Raw genomic sequence first — 22,955 nt, 5'->3', positions numbered from 1 at the left:
AAGGCAAAATTAAAAAATAATCCCCACCTGCATTGCTACAAGTGAGGAATTTGTGGATAGGATATGCTTTAGTAATCAGAAGCTCCTGTAAACGTATCCATGAGTTTATCCATCTGCTCACCTATGCACTTGTCTATCAGCTTTGCATAGTGGGCAGTCATTCGTGTATTGGTATGTCCTAACATCTTAGAAACAACTTCCAGCGATATGTTATTGGCTAAAGTAATTGTACTTGCAAAGGTGTGCCTACTTGTGTGGAAGCAAATTCGTTTATTGATTCCACAAAGTATAGCTATATCCTTTAGATATTTGTTGATGTCCGCAGGGTCTTGAATAGGGAGTAATTTCTCTCCACCTTTGTACTTATCCAATATCAGCTTGGCGATAGGGAGTAGGGGGATTCGTGATAGAACTCCTGTTTTAACTCTACGCTTCTTTATCCATATTCTGCCTGCACTGTCTTTCTCAAAGTGTTCTGGTGTCAAGGTCTTAATGTCAATGTAACTAAGCCCAGTGAAGCATCCAAAGAGAAACATATCTTTAGCTCGTTCCAATCTTGGTAGGGGAGTATCAAAGTTGATAATCTTCCTCAGTTCTTCTTCATCCAAGAAATCAATTTCCACAGGTTCACGTTCTACTTTATAAGCATTTACAGGATTGTAGGATATATAAGAGTTGGCGACAGCTAAATTTAGTAACTTCTTTAAGAACTTTAAATGCTTGGTGCAGGAGTTTTGTCCCATCTTCTTCTCTCCTAAAAGGTAAGCATGGAATCCTTGAATGAAACCTAAGTTTATCTCTCTTAAATATAAGTCCTTACGTTCATATTTCTTCTGAATAAACTCTTTGAATAGTCTGCCTGTATATTCAAACACCCAATAAGTAGCAGGGGCAACAGTTTTACCTACCATTGCTTTGTGCTCTGTGTTATGTTCGTTCAGAACATCCAATAAGGTCTTTTCGTTCAGAGCTTCCACCTTATCTGTGATAGCTTCTTTTAATAGTTCAGCAGTGATAAGGTAGCCCTTTTGAAGCAGCTCAATTTCTTTCTGATATATCTTATTCCGTAGTTGAATCAGATAACCGTTGATTAGCTGAGCTTCTTCACTCTTGCCTTTTACAGCTTGCTTCTCTTTGTTCCAATCGGCAGCAGGTACATGTTTACCTGTACTAAAGTAGATTCTCTTTCCGTTAGTGGTGATTGAAACCTCAATAGGTGATAGACCTTTCTTGTTTTGCTTACTTTCTCTTAATGAAAAGTAAACCATTGTACAATGTTTCTCCATTTTAAATTAAATGTTATATGGAGTGTATCGCATTGTATTATAGTTGATTATGCCAATTCTTGCAGCCGTTTTTTAAGAATGGCAAATTCGGCTGCAAATCGGCTGCAAAAGTAACCTGTTTATGGCTTGATTTGAGGGGTAATTGGCTACTCTTTACATGAGTTGTTTGGACTTAAATAAAGCAGGATTTATCTTGTTATCTCCTTACTGATTCACCATTCATTCACTCTGAATAATGAGTGATGCAAGGTGCTTCAATCTGTTATCTAAGTCAAGTTACCATAAATAAAAAACTCCTGCAACCACAAGGATTACAGGAGCTTATCTATATTAAGTAACTTAAATTACTTGCTCAAGGCAGTAGCCACGTCAACCGCACAAGCCACTGTACATCCTACCATCGGGTTGTTACCGATACCCAGGAATCCCATCATTTCTACGTGAGCAGGAACTGATGAAGAACCAGCGAACTGAGCGTCAGAGTGCATACGGCCCATTGTATCGGTCATACCGTAGGAAGCAGGACCGGCTGCCATGTTGTCCGGGTGCAGGGTACGTCCTGTACCACCACCGGAAGCTACTGAGAAGTAGGGCTTGCCGGCGAGAACACGTTCCTTCTTGTAAGTACCTGCAACCGGGTGCTGGAAGCGGGTCGGGTTGGTAGAGTTACCCGTGATGGATACGTCTACGTTCTCGTGCCACATGATGGCTACGCCTTCGCGTACGTCGTCTGCACCGTAGCATTTTACTTTGGCGCGGGGACCGTCGGAATACGGAGTTTCCTTCACGATCTTCAGTTCGCCTGTGTAGTAGTCAAACTGAGTCTGAACGTATGTAAAGCCGTTGATACGGGAGATGATCATGGCGGCGTCCTTGCCCAGACCGTTCAGGATGCAGCGCAAGGGGTTCTTGCGTACCTTGTTGGCCATTTCGGCAATCTTGATGGCACCTTCGGCGGCTGCGAACGACTCGTGGCCGGCCAGGAAGGCGAAGCACTGAGTCTCTTCGCGGAGCAGACGGGCTGCCAGGTTACCGTGGCCCAGACCTACCTTGCGGTCGTCGGCTACTGAACCGGGGATGCAGAATGCCTGCAAACCGATACCGATGGCTTCGGCAGCGTCGGCGGCGTTCTTACAGCCTTTCTTCAGTGCGATGGCGCAACCTACTACGTAAGCCCATTTGGCGTTCTCGAAGCAGATACCCTGAGTTTCCTGACAAGTCAGATACGGATCAAGGCCGGCTGCGTCGCAGATTGCATTAGCTTCTTCAATGTCTTTGATACCGTTCTCATTCAAAGCAGCCAAAATCTGCTTGATACGACGGTCCTGACTTTCAAACTGTACTGGTCTAATCATAATCTGTATCCTCCTTATTATTCTTTACGTGGGTCAATATATTTAACTGCGCCTTGTTCGGGTTTGAAGCGACCGTAAGTGCCGGTAACTGCCTTCAATGCTTCGTTAGCATCTACACCCTTCTTGATCTGTTCCATGAACTTGCCCATGTGAACAAATTCGTAACCGATTACTTCGTTGTCCTTGTCCAGGGCCATACGGGTGATGTAGCCTTCGGTCAATTCCAGGTAACGGGTACCTTTGGCCTTCGTGCCATAGAGTGTACCGGTCTGGCTGCGGAGACCTTTACCCAAGTCTTCCAGACCTGCACCAATCATCAGACCTCCTTCAGAGAAAGCCGACTGTGTGCGGCCGTATACAATCTGCAGGAACAATTCACGCATGGCTGTGTTGATGGCGTCGCAAACCAAGTCGGTGTTCAGCGCTTCCAGGATAGTCTTGCCCGGCAGGATTTCGGAAGCCATGGCGGCAGAGTGAGTCATACCGGAGCAGCCGATGGTTTCTACCAGACACTCTTCGATAACACCTTGCTTAACGTTCAAGGTCAGCTTGCAGGCACCCTGTTGGGGAGCGCACCAGCCGATACCGTGTGTCAAACCAGAGATGTCAACGATTTCTTTTGCTTTTACCCATTTACCTTCTTCGGGAATAGGAGCCGGTCCGTGGTTGGGACCTTTCTTTACAACACACATGTGTTCCACTTCGTGTGAATAAGTCATAATTAGCTCTTTTTAGTTAGTTATAATTAAAAAAACGTAGTTCCACATCGTAAAACCGATGGCAAAGTTAACCGTTTTCTTTCATCCTGCCAACCCTTCAATTTGACTTTTTTATTAAAAATAGGTAATGGCACGACAGAAGGCCGGCCGTTTGCTATGTAGACATTGCAAACGACCGGCCTTTCCTGTTCGATGGTATCGGGCGGGAAGTGGCTTTAGAAATCCTGGGAGCAGGGCGAACCGCTGCTGCCTTCGCATCCGCCTTTCATGATGTCGGCCACGAGGCTGTTGATGTAGAGCTCCAGGTAGGAATATCCGCTGGCGGGGTCCAGGTCGCGGTAGGTCTTGCCTTCGGGCAGGTTGCGGGCGGCCCATTCGTCGGGGATGCCGTCGTTGTCGCTGTCCTGCGGCTTGGTGGCGCTCTGGTAGGCGGGCCATCCGCCTGCGTCGGCCTGCGAGTCTATGAGGCCGTTGCTGCTCCCGTTGCTGCCTTCGTATTCGTAGGTGCCGTTCTGCACGTCGCCCACGATGCGGGTGTCGACGGCGTCGCGCTTCAGGCTGGCGCCGGCATAGGCCAGTACGCGGTCGTAGGCGTCGGCTGCGGTGTGTGTGCCTACGGCTTCTACCGCAAATTCGGTGTTGCTGCGGATGTTGTCAATCCGGCCGTCGGGCAGGTCGCCGTTGTTGGTGTTGGGCTGGATGCCCTCCCAGTTGTCGGCGTTGACGGCTTCGATCAGGCCGAGCACCTTGCTCTTCTTGGTATGGTTCTGGATGGCGGGGCAGGTGTTGTCGAAGTGGTTGCCGCTGACGTAGAAGGTTCCCCAGATGCCCTTGACGTTCTTTTGCGAACCGTCGTCGGCATTGGGCTGGAAGATGCGGTTCACCAGGCTTTCCTTGGTGGCGGTCGACGGACCGGGCTTGTAGTAGTTGTTCACGAAGTTGTAGCTGCCTCCTTCGCCGGCATAGCCTCCGTTGGTGGGGCCCCAGTTGTAGAAGACGTTGTTGCGCAGGTCCACCCGTTCGTCGTCCGGACGGCCCGAGAAGCGGCTGCCGCAGAGGCGGGGCGTACGGCTCTTGTGGTGGGCCATGAGGTTGTGGTGGAAGCTGGCGCCTTCGCCTCCCCAGATGCCTCCGTAGCCGTGGCTGCCCTTGCCGTGGACGGAGTTGGTGAGGCTTTCGCTGAGGATGCACCACTGCATGGTGAAGTTCTTGTTGCCGTAGAAGGACGAGCATTCGTCCGTGCTCCAGCTCATGCTGCAATGGTCGATGATGACGTTCTGCTGGTTGCGTCCCCACATGGCGTCGTCTTCGGTCTTGCGCTCGTCGCCCATGCGGCTGCGGATGAAGCGGATGATGACGTTGTCGGCTTTCACCACGAACGAGTAGTTCTTCAGGCAGATGCCGTCGCCGGGGGCGGTCTGTCCGGCGATGGTGACGTCGCCGTTCTTTATCTCAAGTGTCTTCTCCAGCTCGATGATGCCCGAGACGTCGAACACGATGATGCGGGGCCCTGTCTGCCTGAGGCCGGCGCGGAGCGAGCCTTCGCCGTCGTCGTTCAGGTTGGTCACGTGGTAGACGGTTCCGCCCCGTCCGCCGGTGGTGGTGAGGCGTGCATAGCCTTCGGCGCCGGGAAAGGCGGGGGCCGTTACGTCGACGCTTTCGTCGGGCGTGTCCGAGGGTTCTTCTTCGTCGGGCGTTTCGGGGGTGGTGACCGGGGGAATGGGGTCTTCGGTGGCGGTGGCGGGCGAGTGGCAGGCCGCCGTCAGCAGAAGCAGAAAGAGTGCGGTGTGTGCGATTTGCTTTTTCATGATGTGTGTAGATATATTCTTTAATAGTTGGTTAATTGCTGGCAAAAGTAGGCAAAAACCGTTTCTTCGAGGTGTAGTTTTTCTTTTTCTATGTGGAAGTTTCGTTCTTTTTCTTTTATTTTATAGCTTTGCACCATCGTTTTTCCAAACAGACAACCGAAATGATAGAAATCAGTGACGAAGCCTTGCGCCGGGCCGCAGGCGAAGGCATGGACGCCTTTATAGAAGTATTTACAGACGCCTACCTGGCCGAGACAGGGGGGCAGTTGACGGCCGAAACCATGCCGTTGCTCACGGGCGAGCAGCACAGCCTGCTGGCCTACCGGATTTTCCGCGACGAGGTGATGGAAGGGGGCTTCTGCCAGCTCATCCAGAACGGGTACGGCGGCTACATCTTCGACAACCCCTTTGCCCGCGTCATGCGCCTGTGGGGAGTGGCCGACCTGGCCAAGCTGGTCTATGCGGCCCGCAAGATCTACGAGGAACACCGGGAGGACCTGGAACGCGAACGTACGGACGAAGAGTTCATGGCCATGTACGAGCAGTACGAGGCCTTCGACGACCTGGAGGATGAGTTTCTGGAGAAAGAAGAGATGTTCACGGCGCAGGTGGCTGAATATGTGGACGAGCATCTGGAGCTGTTTGCCAAGGTGGTGTAGTGAGGGGAGGCTTCGGCCCGAACTTCTGAACAAACGTTAAATGACCACGGCCGGACGCAGTATTTTAGCTTTCTTGGCATTTACCTTAAAAACACTGAAAAAAGGGAGGGAGAGAAGTGCTACTCCATTCTTTATACTTAATTTTGCAAAACCTAATAACAGAAATCTTAAAAAATGAGACAAATTAAAACTTTGATGGTAGCTGCCCTGACACTGGTGATGGGCATCATGATGACTTCTTGTTTGAATTCCGAAGGGAACGGAGCGGCATTTGATGGTGCCTTTCTGGCAAAAGTAGTAAGTGCCGGTGGACTCTATGGCGGTGCTATTTTCGAGGATGCTGGCGGCAACCGCTATGAAGCCAGCTATAAGTCCGTCACCCAGCTGGAAACGGGAGGATATAGCTTTACAGGTGTAGAAGTGGCGTACATCTATTTCAAGTTCTCGGTCGATGAACTGGGCAACCAGATTACTCCGCCCCAGCAGAACGCCACGACTCCCCAGACGTACCAAATCGAACTGGTAGCCATCCAGACGGCTCCTACGACTGATGCCGAAAGAGTGGAAACCGCTACCGAACTGAAAGACAATGAGTACGAGACATCGCCGATCGGCATTTCTCGGATGAAGGGAAATGACAACAATGATGTAAGATTCGACTTTTATGATGAAAGCATGATTTACACGTATCTTCAGTGGTTCCTGACCAACGGACAAGAAGAGTTCAAGAAGCACAACATCCGCCTGGTGTATGCCTATGATGAAATCACATCCGGTTCCACTGAGCTTCGTTTCTACCTCTGCCATTCCAACGGCGGTGACGAGGGAACAGGCGCCATGTATCAGAACTGGTACTGTTTCAAGGTGAGCAATGCCCTGGCCGATTTCGAACGCATAACCGGGCACCAGCCTTCTACCGTTAAGATTTCCTTGTATGAGGACATCAGCTCTATGGGCGCCATGCCTTCTTCACGGACGGATTATACCATCAATTATAAGAAGAACTAAGCGTTGGACTATAAAGAACTGATACATATCACCCTGCGACTGATTTCCTCCCCGGCGCAAGCCTGGGAGGAAATTCGTTTGGAAGAGGATAGGCGGAAAGTCTTCACGGCTTTTGTCTATCCTATGATTGGTTTATGCGGGTTGTCGGTCTTCATCGGCTCGTTGCTGACGATGGGGTGGGGCGGCCCGCAGAGTTTTCAGTACGCCATGACGCGGTGCTGTGCCGTGGCGGTGGCCCTGTTCGGCGGTTACTTCCTGGCGGCCTATCTGATTAACGTGATGGGGGTGCGCTGGATGAGGATGCCCGACCAACTCCCGCTGGTGCAGCAGTTTGCCGGCTATGCGCTGGTGGTGGTCTTCCTGCTGCGCATTGTTTTGGGCATCCTGCCCGATTTCCAGATCATCGCCATCCTGCTGCAGTTCTACACCGTCTACATCGTGTGGGAGGGCAGTGCCCGCCTGCTTCGGGTGACTGATGCCAGCCGCCTGCGCTTCACCCTAATGACATCCGTCGTGCTCATCGTCTGCCCGATGGTGATCGAGTGGATTTTCAATGAACTCACGGTGGTGCTGAACTGACGGCAGGCAACCGAACTCAAGAACTTAAAAAAAGTCATCAACTCAAAAATACGCAAAGATGAAACAGGCTCCTGTAAACATCAAGAACAAGCGTGCAACGTTCGACTACGAACTGATAGACACCTATACGGCCGGCATCGTGCTGACGGGGACGGAAATCAAGTCCATCCGCCTCGGCAAGGCCAGCCTGGTGGACACTTTCTGTTATTTCTCGGGTGGCGAACTCTGGGTGAAGAACATGTACGTGGCCGAGTACTTCTATGGCTCGTACAACAACCACAGCGCCCGCCGCGAACGCAAGCTGCTCCTCACCCGCAAGGAGCTGGAGAAGCTGGAGCGCACCTCCAAGGACCCGGGTTTCACCATTGTTCCCGTCCGCCTCTTCATCAACGAAAAGGGGCTGGCCAAGCTGGTGGTGGCCCTGGCCAAAGGCAAGAAGCAATACGACAAACGCGAAGCGCTGAAGGAGAAAGCCGACAAGCGTGACATGGCACGCATGTTCAAGCGATAGTGCTCAAGAGTTAAAACTTACAACCTCAAAAACTCAAATACAATGACCTTGCAAGAGCTGGTGCGCCGGCGCATCCTGATCCTGGACGGTGCGATGGGCACCATGATACAGCAATACAACTTGACAGAAGCCGATTTTCGCGGCGAGATTTTCCAAGATATACCCGGACAGCTGAAGGGCGACAACGACCTGTTGTGCCTCACCCGTCCCGACATCGTGTCGGACATCCACCGCAAGTATCTGGCTGCCGGTGCCGACATCATCGAAACCAATTCGTTCAACGCCACGCGCGTCAGCCAGGCCGACTACCATGTGGAGCATTGCGTGCGCGATGTCAACCTGGCCGCTGCCCGTCTGGCCCGTGAGGCAGCCGATGCCTTCTCGACAGCCGAAAAGCCCCGCTTCGTGGCCGGTTCCGTAGGTCCTACCAACAAGACCTGCTCCATGAGCCCCGACGTGAGCAATCCCGCTTACCGTGCCCTGACCTTCGACGACCTGGCCGATGCCTACCGTGAGCAGATGGCAGCCCTGCTGGAGGGTGGAGTCGATGCGCTGCTCATCGAGACCATCTTCGACACGCTCAATGCCAAAGCCGCCCTCTATGCGGCCGGGCAGGCGATGGACGACACGGGCCGCCGCGTGCCGCTGATGCTCTCCGTCACCGTTTCCGATACGGCCGGCCGTACCCTGTCCGGCCAGACGCTGGATGCTTTCCTGGCTTCGGTTCAGCATGCCGACATCTTCTCCGTGGGCCTGAACTGCTCGTTCGGTGCCCGCCAGCTGAAACCCTTCCTGGAGCAGCTGGCCGCCCGTGCCCCTTATTACATCAGCGCCTATCCCAATGCCGGCCTGCCCAACAGCCTGGGCCAGTACGACCAGACACCCGACGAGATGGCCCGCGAGGTGGGCGAGTATGTGAGCGAAGGGCTGGTGAACATCATCGGCGGCTGTTGCGGTACGACCGAAGAATACATTGCCCGCTTTCCGGCCCTGGTGGAAGGCGTGGCTCCCCACGTTCCGGTAGCTCCGTCGGAACACCTTTGGCTCTCCGGCCTCGAACTGCTGGAGGTGAAGCCCGAGAACAACTTTATCAACGTGGGCGAACGCTGCAACGTGGCCGGTTCGCGCAAGTTCCTGCGGCTGATCAATGAAAAGAATTACGAGGAAGCTCTCGGCATTGCCCGCCGTCAGGTGGAAGACGGGGCGCAGGTGATTGACATCAACATGGACGATGGTCTGCTCGATACCCGCCAGGAGATGACGACCTTCCTTAACCTGATTGCTTCCGAACCCGAGATTGCCCGTGTGCCGGTGATGATCGATTCCTCGAAGTGGGACGTCATCGTGGCCGGATTGAAGTGCGTGCAGGGCAAGGCCATTGTCAACTCCATTTCGCTGAAGGAGGGGGAGGCCCTTTTCCTGGAGCATGCCCGCCTCATCCGTCGCCTGGGCGTTGCCGTGGTGGTGATGGCTTTCGACGAGCAGGGACAGGCCGATACCTACGAACGCCGCATCGCCGTCTGCCAGCGGGCCTATCGTCTGTTGGTCGACGAGGTGGGTTTCCGTCCTTCGGACATCATCTTCGACCCCAATGTGCTGGCGGTGGCCACCGGCATGGAGGAGCACAACAACTATGCGGTCGACTTCATCCGTGCCACCGGCTGGATACGCCGCAACCTGCCCGGTGCCCACGTCAGCGGGGGCGTCAGCAACCTGTCGTTCTCTTTCCGCGGCAACAACTATATCCGCGAGGCCATGCACGCCGTCTTCCTCTATCACGCCATCCGTGAGGGGATGGACATGGGCATTGTCAATCCTGCCTCGTCTGTGCTCTATACAGACCTGCCTGCCGATGTACTGGAACGCATCGAAGACGTGGTGCTCAACCGTCGTCCCGACGCGGCCGAACGGCTGATTGAGATGGCCGAACGCCTGAAGGCTGAGAAGGAGGCCGAGAAGGCAGCCGGTGGTGCTGCCACTGCTTCCGCCCATCTGGCCTGGAGGGACGGTACGCTGGAAGAGCGCCTCACCTATGCCTTGACCAAAGGCATTGCCGACTACCTGGAAGAGGATCTGGCAGAGGCGTTGGCAAAGTATCCGAAGGCGGTGGACATCATCGAAGGTCCGCTGATGGCGGGCATGAACCATGTGGGCGACCTCTTCGGAGCCGGCAAGATGTTCCTTCCCCAGGTGGTGAAGACGGCCCGCACCATGAAGAAGGCCGTCGCCATTCTGCAACCGGCCATTGAGGCCGAAAAACCGGAGGGTATGGCTTCGGCGGGACGTGTGCTGCTGGCCACGGTGAAGGGCGACGTGCACGACATCGGCAAGAACATTGTTTCTGTCGTGATGGCCTGCAACGGCTATGAGGTGATCGATTTGGGCGTGATGGTGCCTGCCGAAACCATCGTGCAGCGTGCCATCGCCGAGAAGGTTGACATGATTGGGCTGAGCGGCCTTATTACTCCCTCGCTGGACGAGATGGTGCATGTGGCTTCGGAACTGGAGAAGGCGGGGCTGGACATTCCTCTGCTGATAGGCGGTGCTACGACTTCGGCCCTGCATACGGCCTTGAAGATTGTTCCTGTGTACCATGCGCCGGTGGTCTACCTGAAGGATGCTTCGCAGAATGCCGCTGTGGCTGCCCGCCTGATGAATCCCCGCCAGAAGGAGTCTTTTGTCCGCGAGCTGGACGAGGAACACCGGTCACAAGTGGCACGCAGTGCCGCCCGTCCTCAGGAAAAGCCGGTTTCCCTCGATGAAGCGCGCCGAAACCGTCTCGACTTGTTCGGAGGCTGATGACAGAATTTTTAAAGTGCAAATCCTAACAGATATATGATGGCTGGATTGCTTTTGTAATCCATGCCATTCCTGTCTAATGAAAGAGAAAATCTTTTATCCCTTGATTTTCTTCTTGTACTGTTCGTAGCGTCCGGTAATCTCGCGTACGAAGTTGTAGGTCTCCGTGCCGCGGAAGTAACCATTCTTGCAGACAGGGTCGGTGAAGTACTCTTCGTTGGCTTTCAGCACGATGTATTTCTCTACATTGTCTTTCCACACATGCGGGTCCTTGCCATACTTTTCTGCCAGAGCCATGGCGTCCTGTACGTGTCCGATGCCCGAGTTGTAGGATGCCAGGACAAAGTTCACCTGTTCTTCCTTCGGGAGTTCACTGAAACTTTGGGCTGTCATGCCGATGTATTTCACGGCCGCCTTGATACTTTCTTCCGCGTTCTGTTCCTTCCCGTCGGGCAGTCCCATGGCACGGGCGGTAGACGGCATCAGCTGCATCAGGCCGCGTGCGCCGGCCCACGACACGGCGGTGGTGTCGAAGTTGGACTCCGTATAGGCCAGTGAAGCCAGCAGCCGCCAGTCCCATCCGATTTCTTTCGCGTACTTCTTGAACAGGGCGTCGTAATGAGAGATTTTCCCCTCGCGCAGTGATAGAATAGGGGTGTGGGGGGTAGCTTTGCTGATTTCGAAATAACGCTTGGTACTGGCCTTATAGTCAGGAGAGGTCAGGTTGGCTTTGTGCCACTCGCTGGCGGCACGTGCCAGTTGGGGACAATCCTTGCGGACAGCCCATGATGAACGCTGGTCGAAGCTGATTTTCAAGTTGATATCCAGGTTGGGGTAGTAGGTGCGGTTCAGGCGTGCGATGTCATTGTCGGCCACCGTATAAGATATCTTGCCTTGTGCCAACTGGGTGATAAGGTCCTCGGCACTGATGCTGTCACTCCGGACGAGGTGGATGCGGATGCCTCCTCCCAGCTCCTTGTCCAGGTTGACCAGCCGTTCGTAGTATTTTCCCGGATTGACATAGATATCCTTGCCAATCAGTTCGGTGACATCTTTAAGAGGTTTGTGGCGTCCATTTTTGCGTTGGACCACTACCTGGTGGGTGATGACGTCTTCGCCGCAGTACAGCAGGCTGTCTTTCCATTCCTTGGTGACGGGCAGGGTATAGGCTATCAGGTCGCCTTCGCCGGCCTCCAGCTTGCGGATGAGGTCCTTGACGTTTCGGGCTACTTTCACCTTCAGCTTCACGCCCAGGCTTTTGGCAAACTGTTCGCTCAGTTCGTACTGGAAACCCATGTCCTGTCCGCGGTAGTTGAAGTACGACGTTGAACTGTAGAGAGTGAGCACCACCAGTTCGCCGCTGTCCTTGATCTGCTGCAGGTCGTGCGCACGTTCTTCTCTGCTGTCCGTGCGGTTACCGCGGCAGCCCGCAGTGACCAGCAGGCACAGCAGCATCGTTCCCAAAATAGATGTCAGTCCGCCCTTCCCCATTTACCATTAACCATTATCATGAATATGCTTCTTGATATACATCGTCAGGATGTCGATGGCCACCTGGTTGTTTCCGCCTTCGGGCACGATGAGGTCGGCATAGCGCTTGCACGGTTCGATGAATTGCTGGTGCATGGGCTTTAAGATGCGCGTATACCGTTCCATCACTGCTTCGGCCGTACGTCCACGCTCCACTACGTCGCGCTGGATGACGCGTATCAGCCGCTCGTCCGGGTCGGCGTCTACAAATACCTTCAGGTCCATCATGTTGCGTAGTTCTTCGTCACACAGAGCCAGGATACCTTCGATGATGATCACGTCCCGCGGTTCGATGTGGATGGTTTCCGGCTGGCGCGTGCAGGTCAGGTACGAGTAGGTAGGCTGTTCGATGCTCTTGCCCTCGCGCAGCATGGCCACGTGTTTGGACAGGAGGCTCCATTCGAAGGCGTCGGGGTGGTCGAAGTTGATGTTCTGCCGTTCTTCCACCGGCACGTGGCTGCTGTCCTTGTAGTACGAGTCCTGGGGCAGCAATACGACTTTGCCTGCGGGCAGGCTTTCGATGATTTTCTTGACGACGGTGGTCTTTCCCGACCCTGTACCGCCTGCAATTCCTATAATTAACATCCGTTTACATGTATTTTTGAAACAAAACGAGTACTTTTGCAATCACATAATAGGACTGCACATCTGGCAGCAAATATAGTATAAATCATTAAAATGACAAAGTTATGGTCAAACACATTGTATTGTTTAAGTTGAAAGACGAAGCTCCGGCCGAAGCACGCCTGGCCGCTATGAACGCCTTCAAGGCTGCCATCGAGGCACTTCCGGCCAAGATACCTTTTATCCGTAGCATAGAAGTGGGGCTGAACATCAATCCTGCCGAGACGTGGAGCATCGCCCTCTACAGCGAGTTCGACAGCCTCGACGACGTCCGTCGCTATGCCGTTCATCCCGACCACGTGGCCGCCGGAAAGCTGCTGGCTGAGGTTCGCGAGAGCCGTGCCTGCGTCGATTATGAATTATAATGACTTGCTAACTTGAACTAATATCGTTTTCAACTAATGAAGAAAATTTGGTTTTCTCTGATTATCTCTTTTCTGGCCTTCGCCGTGCATGCCCAGATTCAGGAGCCGGTGAAGTTCAAGACTGAGTGGAAAAATGTTTCCGCCACCGAGGTGGAAGTCGTGTTTACCGCCACCATCGATCCCGGCTGGCATGTCTATTCTACCGACTTGGGCGACGGAGGTCCCATTTCGGCCACGTTCAATACCGACAAGCTGGTCGGAGCCGAGCTTTCGGGCAAGCTCCGTCCCGTGGGCAAGGAAGTGTCGTCGTTCGACAAACTCTTTGAGATGAATGTGCGCTACTTCGAGCATACGGCCCAGTTCGTCCAGAAGCTCCGCCTTACCGGTGGCGACTACCAGGTGACGGGCTATCTGGAATATGGTGCCTGCAACGACGAGAACTGTCTGCCGCCTACACAGGTGGAGTTCAGCTTTTCCGGTAAGGCCGATGGTGCTGCTGCCGCCACTCCGGCCGGTGATGCCGCTGCTCCGTCCGCAACGCCCGTCGATACGGCTACAGCTGCTGCCACAATTGGCGTCATCGGCGGTGCCGACGGTTCCACCTCCATCCAGGTTTCCGACAACGGCTGGTGGAGCCCCGTCATCGATGAGCTGAGTGCCCTGGGCGAGCCTGTTTCACAGGAAGACATGTCCTGGCTCTACATTTTCATCACCGGTTTTGTGGGCGGTCTGCTGGCCCTGTTCACTCCCTGCGTGTGGCCCATCATCCCCATGACCGTCAGCTTCTTCCTGAAGCGCAGCAAGGACAAGAAGAAAGGCGTCCGCGATGCCTGGACCTACGGTGCCTCCATCGTGGTCATCTACGTAGCGCTGGGTGTGGCCATTACCGCCATCTTCGGAGCCAATGCGCTCAACGCCCTTTCCACCAACGCCATCTTCAACATCTTCTTCTGCCTCATGCTGGTGGTGTTTGCCGCGTCGTTCTTCGGTGCGTTCGAGATTACCCTGCCTTCCCGTTGGAGCAATGCCGTCGACAGCAAGGCCGAGGCTACTACGGGCCTGCTGAGCATCTTCCTCATGGCCTTCACCCTGTCGCTGGTATCCTTCTCTTGTACGGGTCCCATCATCGGCTTCCTGCTGGTACAGGTATCCACTACGGGCAATGTGGTGGCTCCGGCCATCGGTATGCTGGGCTTTGCCATCGCCCTGGCCCTGCCTTTCACGCTTTTCGCCCTCTTCCCCTCGTGGCTCAAGTCCATGCCCAAGTCGGGCGGATGGATGAACGTCATCAAGGTGACGCTGGGCTTCCTCGAACTGGCATTCGCGCTGAAGTTCCTCTCCGTGGCCGACCTGGCCTACGGTTGGCGCATCCTCGACCGTGAGACCTTCCTCGCCCTCTGGATTGTGCTCTTCGCCCTGCTGGGCTTCTACCTGCTGGGCAAGATCAAGTTTCCCCACGACGACGACAATACCAAGGTCAGCGTGCCCCGTTTCTTCCTGGCGCTGGCTTCGCTGGCTTTTGCCGTCTACATGGTTCCCGGCCTGTGGGGTGCTCCGCTGAAGGCGGTCAGTGCCTTTGCTCCGCCCATGCAGACGCAGGACTTCAACCTTTACAACAACGAGGTGCATGCCCAGTTCGACGACTACGATGCCGGTATGAAGTATGCCCGCGAGCACGGCAAGCCCGTGATGCTGGACTTCACCGGCTATGGTTGCGTCAACTGCCGCAAGATGGAGCTCTCCGTCTGGACGGATACGCAGGTGGCCGACCTCATCAACAACGACTACGTGCTCATCACGCTTTATGTGGACAACAAGACCCGCCTGCCTGAACCCATCAAGGTCATGGAAAACGGCAAGGAGCGTACCCTCCGCACCGTAGGCGACAAGTGGAGCTACCTGCAGCGCGTCAAGTTCGGTGCCAACGCCCAGCCCTTCTACGTCCTTATCGACAACGAAGGCAAGCCCCTCAACAAGTCCTATTCCTACGACGAGGACATCGATCTCTACATCGACTTCCTCCAGACCGGACTGGACAACTATAACCGGAAGAAATAAACGCAGCTTTCGGTAGATATTTTCTGGCACAGAGAATGCGGATGGTTGTGGAGGTTCTTTTTTCCCACAAGACAAATCCCTGTTCTCTGTGCCGTTTTTTCATATGTACAGGTAATGCATGATATATGATATAAATGTATGGATATGGATGCGAACAAACTGGATACCGGAATGGCTCCTCAGGCGTCTGAGGTTTCGATAGAATCTAATCCCGAACTGGAACTGGCCTGGAAGCTGGCGGAGTATACGGGCGTCAATCTGTTTCTGACCGGCAAGGCCGGTAGTGGAAAGACGACTTTTCTGCGCAGTCTCCGTGAGCGGTCTACCAAGCGTATGATTGTACTGGCTCCCACCGGTGTGGCGGCCATGAATGCGGGAGGCGTCACCATCCATTCCTTTTTCCAGTTGCCTTTCGCGCCCTTCGTCCCCGAGTCCCATTTCGGAGGAGAGGCCCGATACCAGTATCGCTTCAGCAAGGAGAAAGTCAACATCATGCGTAGTATCGACCTGCTGGTCATTGACGAAATCAGTATGGTGCGGGCCGATCTGCTCGATGCCGTCGACGACGTGCTGCGCCGGTACCGTGACCGTCACAAGCCTTTCGGCGGAGTGCAGTTGCTCCTGATAGGCGACTTGCAGCAGCTGTCGCCTGTCGTCAAGGAGCAGGACCAGCAACTGCTTTCGCCCTATTATCCTCACTTTTATTTCTTCGGCAGTCATGCGCTGGAGCAGGCCGGTTATGTGACGGTGGAGCTGACCAAGGTCTATCGCCAGAACAATGCCGAGTTTCTCGATCTGCTGAACTGCATTCGCGACAATCGGGTGGATGCTTCGGTACTGGAGTGTCTCAACCGCCGTTGCCTGCCCGATTTTGCTTCCCGCCAGCCGCGTGGCTATATCTATCTGACAACTCATAATCAGAAGGCCAACGACCTGAATGCTTCCCGCTTGAAGCAACTCCCTGGAGCCGAACGGGCATTTCGTGCTGTGATAACGGATGATTTCCCTGCCTACATGTATCCTACGGAAGAGGAGCTGGTGCTGAAAGTCGGTGCCCAGGTGATGTTTGTCAAGAACGACCTTTCCGGGCAGCACCGGTATTATAACGGTATGCTGGGACGAATCGTGTCGCTTTCCGAGGAAGGACCGTTGGAGGTAGAAACCGAAGACGGACAGCTGATAGCCCTCGACCGTGAAGAGTGGACCAACTGCAAGTATTCTCTGGACCCCGAAACCAAAGAAATTACGGAAACTCTGTTGGGCACCTTCCAACAATTCCCTTTGCGCTTGGCGTGGGCCATTACCATTCATAAGAGCCAGGGACTGACGTTCGACAAAGCCATCATTGACGTCGGCCAGGCCTTTGCTCCCGGCCAGGCTTATGTGGCCCTCAGCCGTTGTCGCAGTCTGGAGGGGTTGGTGCTGAGCGAGCCGGTCCGGCCGTCATCGGTCATTTCCGATACCGTAGTCACCGACTTTGTACACCACATACCCGAACAGATTCCCAATGCCGCCCGTATATCCACCCTGGAGCAGGCGTATTTTGAAGATCAGGTGTCGGGCCTTTTCGGCTTCTCCCGCCTGGTTCGTCTCTTCCATGTCTATCTCCGTCTGGTGGACGAACACTTGTACCGCCTCTATCCGCAGTTGCTCAGTGCGTTGAAAACACAGGCCGAAGGTCCGGTCAAGGAACTGGGTGAAGTGGGGCAGAAGTTCGTGTCCCAATGCCATCGGCTAATAGCGGCCAGTGCCGACTATACCCACGATGCTTATCTGCAACAGCGTTTTCATGCAGCGGCCGTCTATCTGCACAAGCCGGTTGCCGCATTGCTTTCGCTGTTTGAAGACCATCCGGTGACGACCGACAACAAGACACTCAAGAAACGCTTGGACGAGGCCGCTGCCGAGTTGCTCATGGAGCTGCGTCTGAAGAGCGGCCTCCTGGCATGGACGGAAGGCCATGACTTTGTCGTGGCCGATTACCTGACCTGCAAGAACCGTCTGACCATCGAACTTTCCGAAACATCCAAGACTGCGCGGAAGAAATCCGTGAAGGAAAAGAAGGCTGAAGTTCCTCAGGATATTCTCCATCCCGAACTCGTTGAAGCGTTGCGTTCCTGGCGTGCCGCCAAGGCTGCCGAGCTGGGATTGCCGGCCTATACCATCCTTCAGCAGAAAGCCTTGTTGGGCATTGCCAACCTGCTGCCCGATTCGCCGGACTTTCTGCTCACCATTCCTTACGTGGGGAAAAAGGCTGTGGAAAAGTATGGAGAGGAATTGCTGGAGCTGGTGGCCGATTATCGACAGACTGAAAAATAATGGTGAAATAAGCCTAAGGGGGCTGATAAATATCTTTGCAAATGGCTGGTGGTATTTTATTTGTGGATGCTTATCATTACCTTTGCACCCGTTAAAATGCAGAGCTGGGGCACAGCTGTATTCATGAAACGGATGGTGCGTATCCCGGATTGCAAGACAATGAAGTGTAAATGGAAGAAGTCTATCAAGCTGCCTCCGGTCGCTACGAGGCAGGAATGAAATATCGGAGGGCAGGACGTAGCGGCATTTTGCTGCCCGAAATTTCACTGGGATTGTGGCATAATTTCGGTGATGTGGACACGTTGGCCGAAAGCCGCCGCAAGCTGCATCATGCGTTCGATTGCGGCATCACCCACTTTGATTTGGCCAACAATTACGGTCCTTCGGCCGGCAGTGCGGAAGAAACCTTTGGGCAGATTATGAAACATTCCTTTGCTCCCTATCGCGACGAGCTGTTCATCTCGACCAAGGCCGGACACGACATGTGGCCCGGTCCGTACGGAACGTGGGGCTCCCGCAAGTCACTGATGGCCAGTCTGGACCAGAGCCTGCGACGCATGCATCTGGAGTATGTGGATATTTTCTATTCCCATCGGTACGATCCCGAAACACCACTCGAAGAGACCATGCAGGCTTTGGTTGATGTGGTCCGCCAGGGCAAGGCTCTCTATGTGGGCATATCCAAATATCCTCCCGAGGTGGCACAGCAGGCCTACGATTACCTCAAGGCTCATGATGTCCCCAGCCTGCTTTATCAGGGCCGGTACAATTTACTGGACCGTTCTGTCGAGGAAAAGGGCCTGTTGCAACAGGCCGAGGCCAACGGTACCGGTTTCATCGCTTTCTCTCCGTTGGCCCAGGGGCTGTTGTCCGGGCGTTATTTGGACGGAATTCCTGCGGATTCACGTGTGGCACGCGGCGGTTTTCTCAAGGCCGAGGCGTTGACCGGCGAGGTGATGGGACGGGTGAGGGCTTTGAACGAAGTGGCCCGCCGGCGCGGACAGACATTGGCCGAGATGGCACTGGCCTGGCTGCTGAAGGACCGTCTGGTAACGTCGGTCATCGTTGGTGTCAGCTCCGTCGCACAGTTGGACGACAACCTGGCAGCCTTGCGTTGTACGGACTTCAGTGAGGACGAATTGGCCGAGATCGAAAATATAATAAGCAAATAAGAGGAACGGATCAAGAAAACCATATATCAATGAATCATACAAAAATGACAGGAAGGGCCGCCCTGGTGGGGGAACAATATCTGGTGCCTTTCGTACTGATAATCTCGTTGTTTTTTCTGTGGGGCTTTGCCCATGCCATATTGGACGTACTGAACAAACATTTTCAGGAACTCCTGCACATCAACCGGTCGGTGTCGGCCTTGATACAGGCTATGATGTACATGGGCTATTTTGTCATGGCCATTCCGGCCGGACTGTTCATCAACCGTTTCGGCTATCGTCGGGGAGTGGTGTTCGGACTGGTACTTTACGGTATCGGTTCGCTGCTCTTCATTCCCGGGCAGGAATGGATGTCCTACCGCATGTTCCTCTTTGCCCTGTTTGTCATCGGTTGCGGACTGACGTTTCTGGAAACGGCCGCCAATCCCTATGCCACGGAGTTGGGGCCGCGTGAGACGGCTGCCAGTCGTCTGAACTTTGCCCAGTCTTTCAACGGCCTGGGGTGCATCTGTGCTCCCATTCTGACGGGGTTGCTGCTGTTTTCCGACGACGGCAGCAGCGGTTCGGGCAATGTCGCATTGCCTTACGCCTGTATGGGCATCGTGGTGCTGCTGGTGGCCATTGTCTTTTCCCGCGTCAAGTTGCCCGAGATAGAGCATGTCGATGAAGTCGATGCCGAGGGACATAAGGTCGGCCTGTGGAAGCATCCTCTTTTTGTTTTTGGTCTGGTTGCTTTGTTCGCCTACGAAATCGGTGAGATTTCCATCAACAGCTTCTTCATCAACTACGTGGTGGAGCAAGGTTGGATGAATGCGCGTGACGCTTCCTTCGTGCTGTCGTTCGGCGGACTGACGCTTTTCATGCTGGGGCGTTTTGCCGGCAGTTGGATCATGCGGCGTGTTCGGGCCGAGAAGATGCTGTTCGTCTGCGCCACCGGTACGGTCATTACGACGGCGGTTGTTTTGCTCGATGTGGGTTATGTCTCCCTGGTTGCCTTGCTGTGTGGCTATGCGTTCGAGGCCATCATGTTTCCCACAATCTTCGCCCTTTCGTTACGGGGCTTGGGCAGTCACACCAAGCGTGCTTCCTCTTTCCTGATGATGTCTCCGGTAGGTGGTGTGGTAGGTCCGCTGCTCATGGGGTTTGTGGCCGATCATTCTTCGATGGTCCTGTCTTTTTCCGTCCCGTTGGTAGCCTATGTGGTCGTATGGCTGTATGCCCGTCGACTTGTTACCTCCCGCACAGCCTCCTGAAGTCGCAGTACTCGCAGGTCCGCGTCTGTTCCGTCTGGCTGAAGGGCACCTTCGGGTCGAATATCTCCTGCAGCAGCGCCTGAAGCCGTTCGCGGAACTCGTCCTCGTACAGGGCGAAGTTGGTCACCGGCAGCTTGGGTTGTCGGGCCGCTCCCATCTCGATGACGGGTGAGTACGTGTCCTGTGCCGCGCGGTGGATGTAGAGCAGGGCAGGGGCCACCTTCTTCGGCTGCTTGCGGCACATCATGGCCGCATACAGGAAGGTCTGGAAGATGTAGTTGGGCCTTCCTTCCGCCGGGGTGAACAGTTGCCCGATGCCTTCCGGTGTCTTGGGCTGTCCTCCCGTCTTGTAGTCCACGATGCGCAGGGTGTCGTCCTTGCTGTCCATGCGGTCGATGGTACCCCCTATCTGCATCGTCAGTCTGCCTTCCGGCGTATCCACGTCCAGGGCTTCCCTCACCTCCTGTTCCATGCCTTCCATGCAGAAGGGGGCATAGTGCAGGTCGTTGCGCAGCAGCTGGCGCAGGTACGAGCCGATGACCTTTGCGTGTATCAGCTGCGTCCCGTTGTATTCCGGTTGCTCGTCCTCCTTCACGTGGAAGAATTCCTCCTTGAAGGCCCGGTCCACGTATCCCTGCAGCTTCACCTCGTTCTTCAGCAGCCGCTCCAGGTCCTCCTTGCGCACTTCCTTCCCGTGTTCCGTCAGGTCGGTGTACACCAGTTCCGCCGATCGGTGGAAGATGGTGCCGAACAGGGCCGAGTCAATCTCCGCCGTCACCTCGTCGGGCAGCTTCAGGCCCGCCACGTAGCGGTAGTAGAAGCGCAGGCGGCAGTCCAGGTAGGCATTCAGGGCCGAGGGCGAGAAGAAGGCCTTCGGATGCCGGCCGATGTCGTATTTCCGGCACATCCGCTCCACCGTCTCCGGTGTCTTCTCCACGCAGATGGTCCGTTCCGTCTGGGGCGACTGTCCGGCCTCCAGATACTCCAGCCGGATGTCGTGCGGCCATTCCACCAGAAACTGCAGCATGAAGCGCGACATCTCTCCCCGGTTCAGCCCGTCGGTCGAGGTGTTGTACATCAGTGTCACGTTCTCCGCCCGCTGCATCAGGCGGTAGAAGTAGTAGGCATACACCGCGTTCTTGTGCTCGATGGTCGTCATCCCGAACGCCTTGCGCAGGTTGTAGGGGATGAACGACGACTCTCCTCCCGCCTTGGGCAGCTGCCCCTCGTTGAGCGACATCACTATCAGGTTCCTGAAGTCCAGGTTTCTCGTCTCCAGCACGCCCATCACCTGCATGCCGATGGCCGGTTCGCCGTGGAAGGGGATGTTGGCCGCCGTCAGCAGGCGGTTCATCAGCCGCTTCAGCGTGTCCGTCCGTATGCCTGCCAGTTCGCCTGTTTCCATCAGGTTCAGCAATCGGTTCACCAGCGTATATCCCTTGAACAGCGACTCCCGGTACAGCTGCCCGAAGATGTCCTTTTCGTCCTCTTCCTGCGGTTTCCGGTACAGGACCGACACATCCTTGATGCGTTCCGTCAGCCAGGCGCACAGGGCTTCTATGCCGTTCTGCGGGGTGAATACCTGCTCCAGGAAGGCGTCCGCCTTCAGTTCCGAGGGTAGGGGATAGAAGCGGTTGTCCTGCGTCAGCCTCCGTTCCAGCCGTTCCGCTTCGGCCGACAGCTGCCTCACGTACGGATGTTTCAGCACGGCCGTCACCGCCTCGTAGGTATAGCGTCCGCTGTCCGCCCGGTATCCGTCCGTCTGCAGTTCCGTCAGGGCGTTGATGTAGCTGTACACCGGTGTCTGTGCCAGCGGGAATCCCATGGTGATGTTCACGTCCTTCACCTCTTCGGGCAGGGTGTGCAGCACCGGCACCAGCAGGGCCTCGTTGCACAGCACCACGGCGTTCTCCTTCTGTCGGGCTCCTTCCGGCAGGTCCAGCTCTTCCATCCAGCGGGGCAGGAAGCGGGCCTGTGCGTTCTCCGTCGGTGCCGAGAGGAAGCGGATCCGCTTGGGCCGGCTCATCACGTCCAGGCAGCTCTCCGGCAGCTGGTTGGGAAACAGCTTCAGGTTGCGCAGGATGAATTCCCCCGCCTCGTGCCGGTAGGGCGGGTCAGCTTCGGCCGGACGCCGGGTGTAGAACACGTCGTAGTCCCAGTAGAACCACGCCTTTCCGGCTTCCTGCAGCCGTTGGAAGAAGGCCTGCTCCACGCGGTTCAGCACGTTGAAGCCCACGAACACATACCGGTCATACGCCAGCCGGTCCGTGTCCAGCTCCTCCATCACCCGGCGGTACATCATGCCCTCGTAGGCGATGCCCAGTTCCTCCAGCCGGCTGCGGTAGTGGCGGTAGATGTCGCCCAGCTTGTCCCACAGGCTGATGAAGCGTTCCTTCAGCTCCGTCCGCCGTTCGATGGAGAAGTTCTCGAAGAACTCCCGTATCGCCTCCTCCTGTTCCGGTTCCAGGTAGTCGGGTATGTCCAGGATGTTCTTCAGGTCCTGCAGGTTGCTGAAGAGCCGGTCCGCGTCCACCAGGTTCTTGTCCACGTCGTCAAAGTCGCTGATCAGCAGTTCGCCCCAGAAGTAGAAGTCGTCCAGCGTCTCCTCGCTCTTCGTCTCCTCGCGGAACACCCGGTACAGCTCGCACACCAGCCGGATGGGGTCTCCCGCCTTCCACGGCGACAGCTGCCTGAACAGGTCGCTGATGCTCACGTACGCAGGCGACCACAGCGGCCGGTCGCTCTGTGCCGCCAGCTGTTCGTTGAAGAACAGGCTCGCGCGTTTGTTGGGGAATACCACCACCGTACGGCTCAGGTCGTTTCCCACCTTCTTATATAAATCCTGTGCTACCAGTTGCAGAAATGTTTCCATATTGAGAATTGAGAATTGATAATTGAAAATGGAGAATT

General features: G+C 55.0%; 17 protein-coding genes. 10 read left to right on the top strand and 7 right to left on the bottom strand.

The genetic code is table 11. The features are described 5' to 3' along the window. Positions 1-68: 68 nt before the first annotated feature. The 4 genes from BQ7483_RS04840 to BQ7483_RS04825 form a co-directional block, all read right to left on the bottom strand. Entirely contained in the window at positions 69-1,286 is a 1,218-nt protein-coding gene (locus BQ7483_RS04840; protein WP_072545082.1) for a site-specific integrase, read from the bottom strand. 344 nt (positions 1,287-1,630) lie between these two features. Beyond that, positions 1,631-2,641 carry a GGGtGRT protein gene (locus BQ7483_RS04835; RefSeq protein WP_072545081.1) on the bottom strand — a complete coding sequence of 337 codons (1,011 nt, stop codon included), beginning with the start codon at positions 2,639-2,641 and terminating at the stop codon, positions 1,631-1,633. Between the two features lie 17 nt (positions 2,642-2,658). Then, the gene (locus BQ7483_RS04830; RefSeq protein ID WP_022021482.1) at positions 2,659-3,360 is read right to left on the bottom strand and encodes an iron-sulfur cluster assembly scaffold protein; all 702 of its coding nucleotides are present in this window, start codon (positions 3,358-3,360) and stop codon (positions 2,659-2,661) included. A gap of 215 nt (positions 3,361-3,575) precedes the next feature. Beyond that, positions 3,576-5,168 (bottom strand): pectate lyase family protein, encoded by a 1,593-nt coding sequence (locus BQ7483_RS04825; RefSeq protein WP_083535656.1) that lies wholly within the window; start codon positions 5,166-5,168, stop codon positions 3,576-3,578. A gap of 161 nt (positions 5,169-5,329) precedes the next feature. Between BQ7483_RS04825 and BQ7483_RS04820 the strand changes: the two genes are divergently transcribed. The 5 genes from BQ7483_RS04820 to metH all read left to right on the top strand — a co-directional run bounded on the left by BQ7483_RS04820 (position 5,330) and on the right by metH (position 10,724). Continuing rightward, positions 5,330-5,827 carry a DMP19 family protein gene (locus tag BQ7483_RS04820; protein ID WP_072545079.1) on the top strand — a complete coding sequence of 166 codons (498 nt, stop codon included), beginning with the start codon at positions 5,330-5,332 and terminating at the stop codon, positions 5,825-5,827. 174 nt (positions 5,828-6,001) lie between these two features. Then, complete coding sequence (locus tag BQ7483_RS04815; protein WP_139247536.1) at positions 6,002-6,835, top strand: hypothetical protein; 834 nt, start codon at positions 6,002-6,004, stop codon at positions 6,833-6,835. A 3-nt stretch (positions 6,836-6,838) separates the two neighbouring features. After that, entirely contained in the window at positions 6,839-7,414 is a 576-nt protein-coding gene (locus BQ7483_RS04810) for a Yip1 family protein (protein WP_072545075.1), read from the top strand. 58 nt (positions 7,415-7,472) lie between these two features. Then, positions 7,473-7,925, top strand: a complete 453-nt coding sequence (gene smpB, locus BQ7483_RS04805) for an SsrA-binding protein (protein WP_022021477.1) — start codon at positions 7,473-7,475, stop codon at positions 7,923-7,925. Between the two features lie 42 nt (positions 7,926-7,967). After that, positions 7,968-10,724, top strand: a complete 2,757-nt coding sequence (gene metH / locus BQ7483_RS04800) for a methionine synthase (RefSeq protein WP_072545073.1) — start codon at positions 7,968-7,970, stop codon at positions 10,722-10,724. A gap of 96 nt (positions 10,725-10,820) precedes the next feature. Here metH and BQ7483_RS04795 read toward each other — a convergent pair whose 3' ends face one another. Together BQ7483_RS04795 and udk are read right to left on the bottom strand one after the other, a co-directional pair. Then, positions 10,821-12,179, bottom strand: coding sequence for an MltF family protein (locus tag BQ7483_RS04795; RefSeq protein ID WP_072545429.1), 1,359 nt, complete (start codon positions 12,177-12,179; stop codon positions 10,821-10,823). Between the two features lie 42 nt (positions 12,180-12,221). Next, entirely contained in the window at positions 12,222-12,839 is a 618-nt protein-coding gene (gene udk, locus BQ7483_RS04790; protein WP_072545071.1) for a uridine kinase, read from the bottom strand. Between the two features lie 104 nt (positions 12,840-12,943). Here udk and BQ7483_RS04785 point away from each other — a divergent pair, with 104 nt between their 5' ends. The 5 genes from BQ7483_RS04785 (at position 12,944) to BQ7483_RS04765 (ending at position 20,045) form a co-directional block, all read left to right on the top strand. Next, positions 12,944-13,243 (top strand): Dabb family protein, encoded by a 300-nt coding sequence (locus BQ7483_RS04785; RefSeq protein WP_022021473.1) that lies wholly within the window; start codon positions 12,944-12,946, stop codon positions 13,241-13,243. A 36-nt stretch (positions 13,244-13,279) separates the two neighbouring features. Then, entirely contained in the window at positions 13,280-15,301 is a 2,022-nt protein-coding gene (locus BQ7483_RS04780; protein ID WP_022021472.1) for a protein-disulfide reductase DsbD family protein, read from the top strand. 198 nt (positions 15,302-15,499) lie between these two features. Beyond that, complete coding sequence (locus BQ7483_RS04775; RefSeq protein WP_072545428.1) at positions 15,500-17,620, top strand: HRDC domain-containing protein; 2,121 nt, start codon at positions 15,500-15,502, stop codon at positions 17,618-17,620. A 170-nt stretch (positions 17,621-17,790) separates the two neighbouring features. Then, positions 17,791-18,792, top strand: coding sequence for an aldo/keto reductase (locus BQ7483_RS04770; protein WP_072545069.1), 1,002 nt, complete (start codon positions 17,791-17,793; stop codon positions 18,790-18,792). 29 nt (positions 18,793-18,821) lie between these two features. Then, positions 18,822-20,045 (top strand): sugar MFS transporter, encoded by a 1,224-nt coding sequence (locus BQ7483_RS04765; protein WP_072545068.1) that lies wholly within the window; start codon positions 18,822-18,824, stop codon positions 20,043-20,045. Here BQ7483_RS04765 and BQ7483_RS04760 read toward each other — a convergent pair. Beyond that, a complete protein-coding gene (locus BQ7483_RS04760) occupies positions 20,023-22,917 on the bottom strand; it encodes a PD-(D/E)XK nuclease family protein (RefSeq protein ID WP_072545066.1) in 2,895 nt (964 codons plus the stop codon). The two genes, BQ7483_RS04765 and BQ7483_RS04760, sit on opposite strands and share 23 nt — an antisense overlap. Positions 22,918-22,955: the final 38 nt, after the last annotated feature.

The organism is Mediterranea massiliensis, from assembly GCF_900128475.1.
Taxonomy (GTDB): Bacteria; Bacteroidota; Bacteroidia; order Bacteroidales; family Bacteroidaceae; genus Bacteroides; species Bacteroides massiliensis_E.
Note: the sequence above shows the minus strand (reverse complement) of the source record. Positions and strands in the feature narration are given on the sequence as shown.